Annotated in this window: 11 protein-coding genes; 5 read left to right on the top strand and 6 right to left on the bottom strand. The window is 73.1% G+C overall.

Features of this window, described 5'->3' with window-relative positions; all coding sequences use genetic code 11:
• Positions 1–11: 11 nt before the first annotated feature.
• From Q0C38_RS19770 to Q0C38_RS19790, 5 genes are read left to right on the top strand one after another with little or no spacing between them, the layout of a single operon-like run.
• On the top strand, positions 12–1013 hold the full coding sequence (locus tag Q0C38_RS19770) for a hypothetical protein (protein ID WP_291298852.1): 1002 nt from the start codon (positions 12–14) through the stop codon (positions 1011–1013).
• The gene (locus Q0C38_RS19775; protein ID WP_291298853.1) at positions 1013–2941 is read left to right on the top strand and encodes a vWA domain-containing protein; all 1929 of its coding nucleotides are present in this window, start codon (positions 1013–1015) and stop codon (positions 2939–2941) included. The genes Q0C38_RS19770 and Q0C38_RS19775 overlap by 1 nt, the downstream gene beginning before the upstream one ends.
• Positions 2938–3645, top strand: a complete 708-nt coding sequence (locus Q0C38_RS19780; RefSeq protein WP_291298854.1) for an ABC transporter ATP-binding protein — start codon at positions 2938–2940, stop codon at positions 3643–3645. The genes Q0C38_RS19775 and Q0C38_RS19780 overlap by 4 nt, the downstream gene beginning before the upstream one ends.
• On the top strand, positions 3638–4840 hold the full coding sequence (locus Q0C38_RS19785) for an ABC transporter permease (protein ID WP_291298855.1): 1203 nt from the start codon (positions 3638–3640) through the stop codon (positions 4838–4840). Before Q0C38_RS19780 ends, Q0C38_RS19785 begins: the two co-directional genes overlap by 8 nt.
• Positions 4833–6404: an SUMF1/EgtB/PvdO family nonheme iron enzyme gene (locus Q0C38_RS19790; protein ID WP_291298856.1), complete on the top strand. Its 1572-nt coding sequence runs from the start codon at positions 4833–4835 to the stop codon at positions 6402–6404. The genes Q0C38_RS19785 and Q0C38_RS19790 overlap by 8 nt, the downstream gene beginning before the upstream one ends.
• 6 nt (positions 6405–6410) lie before the next feature.
• Here the strand turns inward: Q0C38_RS19790 and Q0C38_RS19795 are convergent, their stop codons facing one another.
• From Q0C38_RS19795 to Q0C38_RS19820, 6 genes are all read right to left on the bottom strand, one after another.
• Positions 6411–7751, bottom strand: a complete 1341-nt coding sequence (locus Q0C38_RS19795; RefSeq protein ID WP_291298857.1) for a globin-coupled sensor protein — start codon at positions 7749–7751, stop codon at positions 6411–6413.
• A 136-nt stretch (positions 7752–7887) separates the two neighbouring features.
• Complete coding sequence (locus Q0C38_RS19800) at positions 7888–8370, bottom strand: hypothetical protein (RefSeq protein ID WP_291298858.1); 483 nt, start codon at positions 8368–8370, stop codon at positions 7888–7890.
• Positions 8367–9044, bottom strand: coding sequence for a glycine zipper 2TM domain-containing protein (locus Q0C38_RS19805; protein WP_291298859.1), 678 nt, complete (start codon positions 9042–9044; stop codon positions 8367–8369). Before Q0C38_RS19805 ends, Q0C38_RS19800 begins: the two co-directional genes overlap by 4 nt.
• 7 nt (positions 9045–9051) lie before the next feature.
• Entirely contained in the window at positions 9052–9504 is a 453-nt protein-coding gene (locus Q0C38_RS19810; RefSeq protein WP_291298860.1) for an OmpA family protein, read from the bottom strand.
• 4 nt (positions 9505–9508) lie between these two features.
• On the bottom strand, positions 9509–9871 hold the full coding sequence (locus tag Q0C38_RS19815; RefSeq protein WP_291298861.1) for a hypothetical protein: 363 nt from the start codon (positions 9869–9871) through the stop codon (positions 9509–9511).
• A 67-nt stretch (positions 9872–9938) separates the two neighbouring features.
• A partial coding sequence (locus Q0C38_RS19820; RefSeq protein ID WP_291298862.1) for a hypothetical protein occupies positions 9939–10287 on the bottom strand: 349 nt, incomplete at its 5' end.

A 10287-nucleotide genomic window follows, 5' to 3' on the forward strand; every position in this document is an offset into this window, starting at 1 on the left:
CAGGCGCCACCATGGCACCGCCGCTTCGCGCAGAAGCCGACACCGCCCGCCCGCTCGGGCATGCGCGCATCGTCCTCCGTGGTGTTGCCACGGGCGGCGACCTCCGCTTCTGCCTGCTGCGCGAGGGCTACGCCGCCGGACATCTCGGCCCGCGCGGCTGGCAGGTGGGCGAGGCGGTGCTCGACCCGCTGGCCGTCGAGGAGGAGGGCGGCGCACCCGTTCTCGTGCTGCCGCCAGCCCTCGTGCGCCATGTCGAGCCCGGGCCGCTGATGCTGCGGCTGCCGGCGCTCGGGCGCGACCTCGCGCTGTTCTGGCCTGCCGATATCCCCGTTTACGACACGGGCGACGATGCGCTCGCGCTTGGCGGTGCGAAAGCGCCGCCGCCGCCCGCGCAGAAGCCCAAGCGCCCGGCTCCGGTGGATGACGAGACCACCCGCGTTGTCACGCCGCCGCCACCGCCGCCGCCACCCCCGGTGGAGCCCAGGCCGCGCTGGCCCCTCGTGCTCGTGGCCCTGCTCGTCCTCGCCGCGGGCGCCGGCGGGGCGTGGTGGTGGTGGAGCACGCGCGAGGTGCCGCCCGTCGCGGCGGTTCCTCCAGCCGGCCCGCCGCCGCAACCCGCCGCGCCGGAATGGCCGGAGGGAACCGATGGGCTGACGCCGGCCGAGGTGGTAACGCGCGCGCCGAGCCCCGCCGGCATCCTCGCCGTCGCCCTCCGTCGCCAGGCGGCAGGGCGGCATGACGATGCACTGCTGCTGTTCGAGGAAGCGGCCGATCGCGGCATCGCGCCGGCTCTCACTGCCCTCGGGCGCCTTTACGATCCGAACGGCTTCGTCGCCGGCCGCCCCTTCACCTCGCCCGATATGCGCCAGGCGGCTGACTACTATCGTCGCGCGGCACTCGCGGGGGACACGCAGGTGTTGGCCCATCGCGAGGCGCTGAAGGCGTATCTTGAGGCCGCTGCCGCCGTGGGCAACGTGACGGCAGCCGAAGCGCTTCGGGAGTTCTGGCCGTGATGCTGATCCGCCGCCTGCTGTTGGCACTCCTCGTCCTCGCACCCGCTCACCTTGTTCCAGGCGGGGCCGAGGCGCAGCAGCGCCGGCCGATGACGATCGAGGGAACGACGACGCTCTACGAACGCGTCATCACCCGCCCCGGTGCGACGCTCCGCCCGCGGCCCGACGCGACGGGCCGCGCCATTCCGGGCTTCAGCGTGTTCTACGTCTACGCCCGCGGCGGCGAGGGCGAGGCCGCGTGGCTCGAGGTCGGCGAGGGGGCGGACGGGCGCACTGCCGGCTTCATCCGCGCCGACCGCGCAATCCCGTGGCGCCACACGATGGTGCTGGCCTTCACCAACCCGGCGGGGCGTGACCGCGCGCTGTTCTTCCGCGATGGCGAGACGGTGCGCGAGGCCTGGAGCGCGCCCGACCGTGCCGCGCGCGGTGCAGCCTTCCGCGCCGCCGCCGAGAGCCCTGACGGCACCGGCCCGGTGATCGCGAAGGAGCCGGAGACCTTCGTCGACATCACGCGCAACTTCTACCTGCTGCCCGTCCTTTCCGCGCGGATGATGGAGCCCGAGCGCGGCCCCTCGGCACGGCTGCTCGAGGTGATCAGCGCTCCGGCGCGCGAGGCCGCACCCCGGCAGAGCCCCGAGGCGCTGCGCGACTTCAAGGGTGCCGTCGTGTTCGTGGTCGACACCACGATCTCGATGGAGCCCTACATCGCACGCACGCGGGAGGCGATCGCGCGCGTCGTCAAGCGCATCGGCGACACGGCGGTGCGCGACAATTTCCGCTTCGGCATGGTCGCCTATCGCGGCTCGACCGCGGGGCGGCCGCGGCTCGAATACGTCACGCGCCTAGTCGCCGCACCGGATTTCCGCGAGGCGCCCGATGCGCTGCTCCGCCGCGTCGAGGGTGTGCGTGAGGCGGAGGTGTCGTCCGGCGCGTTCGACGAGGATGCGCTCGCCGGCATCACGACGGCGCTGGACGAGGTGAAGTGGTCGGAATTCGGCGGCCGCTATGTCGTGCTGATCACCGATGCCGGCGCGCGCGAACCGCCTGACCCTGCGGCGACGACGGGGCTCACGGTCGAGAACGTGCGCACGCTCGCACGCTCCGAGATCAAGCAGGTGGCGATCTACGCCATCCACCTCCAGACGCCGGAGGGGCGCGAGAACCACGCGAAGGCCGAGCGGCAGTACCGCACGCTGACCGACTTCCCGGGCGTCGGCCCGCTCTACTACCCCGTGCCGGAAGGGCGGGTGGAGGATTTCGGCGCGGTGGTCGATACGCTCGCCGATGCGATCCTCGCACAGGTGGCGCAGACGGTGGGGCGCCCGATCGCCGGCATCGCGCCGGCGCAGGGTGCCCAGCCGAGCCGGATCGCGGAGGAGACCGCCGTTGTCGCGCACGCGATGCGGCTCTCCTATCTCGGCCGGGCCAACGCCGCCTCGGTTCCCGATGTCGTGCGCAGCTTCACGGTGGACGAGGACTGGACGAACCCCTCGCCGATCCGCCGGCCTGTGGAGGTGCGCGTGCTGCTGACGCGCAACCAGCTGTCGGACCTTGCCGCCACGCTGCGTGGCATCATCGAGGCGGGCACCGCGGGGCGCCTCGCTCCCGAAACGTTCTTCGGGCGCCTGCGCGGGCTCGCCGCTGCCCTCTCGCGGGATCCGAGGCGCATCGCCGAGCTCCAGCGCGTCGCCGGCGTGTTCGGCGAGTATCTCGAGGGCCTGCCCTACCGCTCCGCCATCATGGGCCTCTCGGAGGATGAGTGGGTGACGATGGGGGCAGGTGCGCGGCGCGAGATCATCAACGGCCTCTCGTCCAAGCTTCGCCTCTACGAGACCTTCGCCCGCCAGCCGGAGCTCTGGGTGAACCTCGACGGCGCGCGCAACCCGAACGAGGCGATGTATCCCGTCCCTCTCTCGGCCCTCCCTTGACTGCATCGCCGGCCCTGCTGATCCAGGGCCTCGCGCGCACGAACGGGGAAGGGGGCGGCGCCTTTGTGCTGGAGGTGGATCGTTTCGTGCTCCGCGCGGGTGAGGCGGTGGCCGTCGCCGGGCCCTCCGGCTCCGGCAAAAGCACGCTGCTCGACCTCGCCGCCCTTGCCGTGCCACCTGATCGCGCCGCCGCGCTGTCGCTCGCCGGCACCGATGCCGCAGCCCTCTGGCGCGCGGGTGACGGCGATGCGCTGGCGAGGCTGCGTGCCCGCGGCATCGGCTACGTGCTGCAGACCGGCGCGCTGCTGCCCTTCGTGAGCGTGCGCGCCAACATTGCCCTGCCGCAGCGCCTTTCCGGCCGCAAGGACGAAGCACGGATCGCAGCACTCGCCCACACGCTCGGCATCACCGAAACGCTCGCCCGCAAGCCGGCGTCCCTCTCGGTCGGGCAGCGGCAGCGCGCGGCGATCGCGCGAGCGCTCTCGCACCGCCCCGCGCTGGTGCTCGCCGACGAACCCACGGCCGCGCTCCACCCCGAGATGGCCGACACCGTGCTCGACCTCCTGGTACGCGAGACGGCCGCCTCGGGTGCGGCCCTGCTGCTCGCCACGCATGATCCGGAACGGGCGCTCCGCTTCGGCCTGCCCGTGGTGCCATTGGTGCCGGTGCATGGGCAGAGCCGGACGACGCTCACCCATGGCTAGCGCGCGCCTCGCGGCAGGTCTCGCCCTGGCCGATGCGCGGCACGAGGCGCGGCTGTCGCTGGCCACCATCCTCGGCATCGCCGCCATCCTGGCACCCCTGATCGTGCTTGCCGGGTTGAAGGCCGGGATCGTCTCGGCGATCCGCGAGGGGCTGACGGAGAGCCCGCGGGCGCGCGAGGTGGTGAACATCGCCAACCGCAGCTTCGATGCGGCCTTCATCGCGGCCATGCGGGCGCGGCCCGATGTCGCCTTCATCGTGCCGCGCACACGCACGCTCGCCGCCGTCGGCGGCTTCGCCCGCCCCGACGCCGCCGACGCACCCGTGCGGGCGGAGCTCCTCGCCACCGCGCCGGGCGATCCGCTGCTGGCCGGGCTCGCCGCGCCCGAGGGCCGCGCGGTGGTGCTCTCGGCCCCGCTTGCCGAACAGCTCGGCGTTGCCGCAGGTGCCGCGATCCGCATGCGCGTCGACCGCATCGTAGCGGGCGCGCGCGAGACGCTGGGCGTGACCGTCATGGTCGCCGGCGTCGCGCCGCTCGCCTCCTTCGGGCGCGAGGCGGCGTTCCTGCCGCTGCCGCTGCTCCTGCTCGCCGAGGATTTCCAGGATGGGACGATCGGCCCCGACGCGCCGGAGGCCGATGCAGCCCCCGCACCCGACCGCGCCTATGCCGGGTTCCGCCTCTATGCGCGGCGGCTCGAGGATGTCGTGGCGATCGACAGCGCGTTGCGCGCGCAGGGCATCGAGGCGGAGACGCGGGCGGAGGATGTCGCTGCCCTGCTCGCGCTTGACCGTAACCTCGCGACCCTCTTCGCCGCCATCGCCGCACTCGCGGGCGCTGGCTACCTCGTCGGCCTCGCCGTCGGGCTCTACGCGAATGTCGAGCGCAAGCGGCGCGACCTCGCGCTGCTGCGGCTGATGGGGCTGCCCGCACGCGGGCTCGTGGTGTTTCCCGCCACCCAGGCGGCGGTGTTCGCGCTCGCGGGCGTCGCCGTCGCCGCGGGCTTCGCGGTCGGGCTCGAGCTCTTCATCAACCGCCTCGATCTCGCCGTGGCGGAGGGGCATCCTGTCTCGGCGATCGGGGCGGGTGACATCGCCATCGCTGCTGCGGCCACACTTGCCGGTGCGCTGGTCGCTGCCGTGTTCGCGGCGCGGCGTGCGCTCGCGATCGCACCGGGGGAGGGGATGCGGGATGCGTGACCGTGTGATCGCCGTGCTCATCGCGACGCTGCCGCTGCCCGCACTCGCGCAGGCCCCCTGGCCGCCCGCGCAGTGGAACCCAGCCCCGCTCGCCGATGACCTCGTGCTGCCGCTGCCCTGCGGCGGCCGCATCGCCTTCCGCCCGGTCGAGACGCCGATGGGGCAGGGTCCGCTCGCCGACCGCGCCGTCACCCTCGGCCAGCCCGAGACGGGCAGCGACTATGCCGAGTTCCCCCGCCGCGCCCATGTCGCCGGCCCCTTCGAGCTTGGGGGAAAGCGCGTCACCTGGCTCGGCAAGTACGAGATCACGCGCGACCAGTATGCCGCGGTGATGGAGGGAACCTGCCCCACGCCGTCCGACGCCGGCCGCGCGCCGCGGGCGGAGGTGTCGTGGTTCGACGCGGTGGCCTTCTCCGCGAAGCTCTCCTCCTGGCTGATGGCGAATGCGCGCGCGCAATTGCCGAAGCGTGGTGACGCTGTGGCCTTCGTCCGCCTGCCGACGGAGGAGGAATGGGAATACGCCGCGCGAGGCGGCGCCTCGGTGGGCGAGGGGGAATTCGCGGCAGCGACGCCGCCCTTCCCCGATGGGCTTGTCGCGCATGCCTGGTTCGCCGGGCCCGCCTCGGCCGATGGCCGCGCACGGCCCGTGGGAAGCCTGAAGGCCGGCCCGCTCGGGCTGCACGACATGCTGGGCAACGTCGCCGAATGGGTCGTCGAGCCCTATCGCCTCACCGTCGTCGGGCGCCCGCACGGCCAGCCTGGCGGGCCGGTCGCGCGCGGCGGGCATTTCCTGACCGACCAGGGGCGGCTGCGCTCCTCACTCCGCGAGGAGTATCCGCCGTTCAACCCGCGCACCGGCGCGCCGCTCGCGCTCCGCATGGTGGGGTTCCGCGCGGCACTTGGCCTCGTCGTGACGGTGGACGATACGGCCCCGGACGGATTCGCCCGTGCCTTCGCCGCGGAAGCGGTCGGCCGGCAGAGTGCCGCCGAGAACCCCGCGGAACTGCTTGCCGCGTTGAAGCGCGACACGGCCGATCCTGCGGTGCGCAACGGGCTCGCGCGCGTCGAGACGGCGCTGGCCGAAGCGGCGCGGGCGCAGGCGGAGGAACAGGCGGCAGCCCTGAAGGCGCAGATCGAGGCGGCGGCGACGCTTGCCCGCCAGGTGGCTCTCGCGCGCGGCAACGTCGCGGTGTTCACCGCGCTGAAGGGCCTGCTCGACGGCATGGCCGTGGTGGTGCCGGAGAACGCGCGCGGCACCGTCACGGCGGCATCCGGCGCGCTTGAGCGCCGCGTCGCCGACACGCCAGCCGCGACCGCGCAGGTGCTCGATGCCTATCTCCGCGCGGTGCGCGAGGGTGGCGGCGCGCAGGCAGCCGCGATCACGGCGCAGGCGCGGATCGTCGAGGGCGAGATGCGCACGCGGCGCCTCGCGCTTGGGCCCGAGCTGGCCGCGCTCGCGGCCCGCCACATGCAGGCAGCGAACGCGGGCAGGCTGCCGTCGGCTGACGTGGCGGAGCGCGAGATCCTCGCCGCCGCCGGCCTCGGTGCCGCCCCTCGCCGCTGAACGGGATCAGCCGGCGCGGACGGAGGCGAGGAACCCGCGTGCGGCGGCATCCAGTGCACTGGCCTGGTTGCCGAGGGCCTCTGCGCCATCGCGGACATTCGACGCTGCCTGCACCGTCTCCGAAGCCGCGATCGTGACGCCGGCGATATTGGCCGACACCTCGGCTGTGCCAGCCGACGCCTGCTGCACGTTGCGCGCAATCTCGGCCGTCGCGGCACCCTGCTCCTCGACGGCCGACGCAATCGCCGTCGTCACCTCGCTGATCGCCGAGATCGTGCCGCCGATGCCGGCGATCGCCGAGACCGCAGCCTCGGTCGCTGCCTGGATGGCGGAGACCTGGGCGGCGATGTCCTGCGTCGCCTTGGCCGTCTGCCCGGCGAGCGCCTTCACCTCGCCCGCGACGACGGCAAAGCCCTTGCCCGCCTCGCCGGCACGCGCCGCCTCGATGGTTGCGTTGAGTGCCAGCAGGTTGGTCTGCCCGGCGATGCCCTCGATCAGCCGCACCACCTCGCCGATCTTCTGCGCCGCCGCGGCGAGCCCCTGGACGGTGGCGTTCGTGCGCTCCGCCTCCGCGACCGCGCTGCCGGCGATCTCGGCCGAGCGCGTCACCTGGCGGCCGATCTCGGCGATCGAGGCGGAGAGTTCCTCGGCTGCCGCAGCGACCGTCTGGACGCTGACCGAGGCCTGCTCGGAGGCAGCGGCGACGGCTGTCGCGCGCGCCGTCGTTCCCTCTGCCGTGCCGGTCATGCTCCCTGCGGTCTGGCGCATCCGCCCTGCCGCCTCGCCGATGCCGGCCACGGCGGTCGCGATTGAGGCATCGAACCCGTCGGCCAGCGCGCCGAGGGTGCGCGCGTTGCTCGCCTTGCCCTCCTCGATGTAGATCGAGATGGCATAGTCCATGTCGAGCATTACGGCCTTGATGATGGCCGTCTGCGTTGCCTTCAGCGCCGCTGGCTTCCAGCGATGGCGATCGACCGCAAGCGACATGAGCTCACCGAGAGCAAGCGCGTAGCCGCCGATGTACCAGCGCGGCTCGAGGCCGATCTTTTCGTGCACGCGCCCGATGCGGCGCACGCGGGCGGTATAGTCGGCGTCGAACTTCCCCTCGAACATGCCGAGCCAGTGCCTGGCCTGCGCGTTCCGCGCGCGGGCGATGCCATCCGCCCCGCCGAACATCGCGGCAAGGGCGGGGTGGGTACCGATATGGTCGTAGAACCGGCCGAGCACGGCGGCGGAGTTCGCCTCCATGACCGGCCGGAAGGCAGCGAGCGCCGCACGGGCATCGGCATCGATGCGCAGGAACCGCAACCGCTCCTCGACGTGCAGCGTGTCGTCGTTCATCGCCATGCCATCCTCATATCGTTTCGGGCCCGGTTCCTCCTGCTCATGCAGGGGTCGGGCTTCGAGATGAGGATCGGCCTGTGCGCTGAAGAAAACGTTACGGGCGATATGGCTATTTGACGGAGGATAAGAGATCGCTGACTCAGAGCCTGCCATAGGCCTCGAGCGCGCGGTTGAGCTCGCTGCCCTGGCGCTCGAGCCGCTGGGCCGTCGCTGGGTCGGGCTGTGCCTGCCGGGCGGCGGCAGCGCGGTCACGGTCGAGTTGGTCGATCCGCGCCGACAGTGCCGCGCCCTGCGCCTCGGGGCGGCCAGCGCGGGATGCGGCAAGATCGCGCCGCATCTGCGCGATCGACCGTTCGAGGGTGGCGAGCCGCCGCTCGGCATCGCGCACGGCGGACGCCGAGGCGGCCTGTCGCTGCTCCGCCTGCACGGCAGCGGCGCGGGCCTCGAGGGCGCGGGTCTCTGCCGTCTGCGCGCGGCTTTCGACGGCGCGAGCCTGGCGCTCGTCCTCGCCGGAGGCGGCAGCACCGATGCCCGAGAAGAACCCGCGCTCCGCGGCCGGCGTGTTGGTGGCGCACGCGGCGAGGACGAGCAGGAGGAGGGGGGCGAGGGCGCGCGCGATCATGCCGCCGGCACCTGGGCAAGCGCGCCCTGGAGTTCGCGCGCCGCGTCCTCCATCCGACGGCGGCTCTCGGCCACGCGGGCGGCCTCGGCCCTCACGCCGTCCTGCGCCATCGCGTTCTCGACCTTGCGGGAATGGGCGATCGCATCGTTCATCAGGCCAAGGTCGGCCTGCGCCGTCTGCGCCTGCGCGCGCACCTGGGCCGCCGTTGCCTGGCCCGCCTTGAACCGGGCCTGGAGCTGGGCGAGGCGGGCCCGGTTCTCCTTCGCCACCTGCTCGGCTGCGATCGCGGTGCGCTCGAGGTCATTGGCCTCGCGGTTCGCCGCGGCGAAGCGTGCGTTCGCTGCCTGCTCGCGCGTGGCGTAGCGCTCGTTCCGCGAGGCGATGTAGTAGCCTGCCGCACCGCCGAGTGCCGCACCCGCGGCGGCGCCGAGCGCTGCACCGCCGGCGCGGTTGTCGCGCCCGCCAAGCACGGCGCCGAGGATGCCGAGGGCGATCGCGCCGACCACCACGCCGGTGCCGACCGTATCGTTGAAACGGTCCGTCTGGCTGCGCAGGTCCTGCTGCGCGGGGCTCAGCGGCTCTCCCCCCGCATTGGTGGCAGCGCAGGCCTGGAGCAGGAGTGCGGCTGCGGCGATGAGGGCGATGGGGCGAAAGCGGGAAAGCCGGGCGAGCATGGTGTGTTCAGCGGGCTGGAGGGACGGCGAAGACCTCGACGCGGCGGTTGGCCGCCGCGCGCGGGGTGGCAGGGGTGAGCGGCTGCAGCGGCCCGAACCCCTGCGGGCGCATGCGCTGGCGGTCAACGCCACGCTCTGCCAGGAAATCGACCACCGAGGCGGCGCGGAGGTCGGACAGCGCCATGTTGCGGCCGAGCCTGCCGGTGCTGTCGGTGTGGCCGTTCACGTCATAGGTGAAGCCCTCGAGCACGGGGTCGGCCAGCGCCTGGGCGAGGGGTTCGAGCACCTCGCGCGCGTCAGGGCGGATCGCGTAGCTGTTGAGGTCGAAATTCACCGTCAGCACCACGCCGCGCGTGGTCATCTGCGAGATGCGCTCAGCCTGCGGGTTGGGCGACTGGCAGGCGGCGAGCAGCGCCAGGGCCGCGACGAGGAGGCCGCGGCGTGCGAGACGCCTGGGCATGCGATCAGCGCGGGCCGAGGGCATCGACGATCTCCCGCGAGGTCGGCCTGCGGCCGCTGAGGTCGGTCACCGGCGCGCCATCGCGGCGGACGAGGCCGAGCCGGTCCATCACCGCACCTGCGTTGGGCGGCGGCGTATCCTCGCGGTCGAGCAGGTTGCGTGGCAGCGGATAGGAGCGTTCGAGGGCATCGAGCACCTGGGCGCGCGCCTTGGGATCGGTGCCGGCAAGCGCGCCCTCGGTCGGCGCGACGCCAGCCCGGCGCAGCACGGCGGCAACCGCGCTGTCGGCAGGTTGCGCGGACGCAGCGATCGGCAGGACGAGCGCCAGAAGTGCGGCGGAAAGGCGGAGTGGAAGCCATGTGCTCATGATGCGCGCAGTGTAGCACCAGCATCGTGGCGGCGGCATGTCGAAGCCGCGGTGACGGCAAGACACGTCAGCGTGGGCAGCCGATCGTGTAGCTCCAGCGTGTCGTGAACCCGTAGCCCGTCACCACCACCTCGACCACGTTCGCCTCGGGCCCGCCGCCCGTCGGCCGATACGGGAAGGTGATGGCGCCGACGCCGCTGACCGGGCGCCGGGTCGAGCTGATCAGCGCGCCCCGATAATAGACGTCGATCTGATCGGGCTCGATCCGGGTGTTGTAGTTGAGCGTCACGTTGCCCGGCTGGTTGCCGAGATAATGCCGCGTGCGCGTGACCCCACGGCCGCCGGACTGCGTCTCCATGTCACACGGCTGGGCATCGGGCGGGCGCACGGGCGGCGGCTCCGGCCGCGGGGGTGGC

This window comes from Elioraea sp., from assembly GCF_022842375.1.
In the GTDB taxonomy this organism is placed as follows: Bacteria; Pseudomonadota; Alphaproteobacteria; order Acetobacterales; family Acetobacteraceae; genus Elioraea_A.

Excerpts from the sequence above, each read along its gene's own strand:
- Q0C38_RS19770 (WP_291298852.1), top strand. The coding sequence starts at position 12 with ATGGCACCGCCGCTTCGCGCAGAAGCCGACACCGCCCGCCCGCTCGGG.
- Q0C38_RS19775 (WP_291298853.1), top strand. The coding sequence starts at position 1,013 with ATGCTGATCCGCCGCCTGCTGTTGGCACTCCTCGTCCTCGCACCCGCT.
- Q0C38_RS19785 (WP_291298855.1), top strand. The coding sequence starts at position 3,638 with ATGGCTAGCGCGCGCCTCGCGGCAGGTCTCGCCCTGGCCGATGCGCGG.
- Q0C38_RS19790 (WP_291298856.1), top strand. The coding sequence starts at position 4,833 with ATGCGTGACCGTGTGATCGCCGTGCTCATCGCGACGCTGCCGCTGCCC.
- Q0C38_RS19795 (WP_291298857.1), bottom strand. The coding sequence starts at position 7,751 with ATGGCGATGAACGACGACACGCTGCACGTCGAGGAGCGGTTGCGGTTC.
- Q0C38_RS19800 (WP_291298858.1), bottom strand. The coding sequence starts at position 8,370 with ATGATCGCGCGCGCCCTCGCCCCCCTCCTCCTGCTCGTCCTCGCCGCG.
- Q0C38_RS19805 (WP_291298859.1), bottom strand. The coding sequence starts at position 9,044 with ATGCTCGCCCGGCTTTCCCGCTTTCGCCCCATCGCCCTCATCGCCGCA.
- Q0C38_RS19810 (WP_291298860.1), bottom strand. The coding sequence starts at position 9,504 with ATGCCCAGGCGTCTCGCACGCCGCGGCCTCCTCGTCGCGGCCCTGGCG.
- Q0C38_RS19815 (WP_291298861.1), bottom strand. The coding sequence starts at position 9,871 with ATGAGCACATGGCTTCCACTCCGCCTTTCCGCCGCACTTCTGGCGCTC.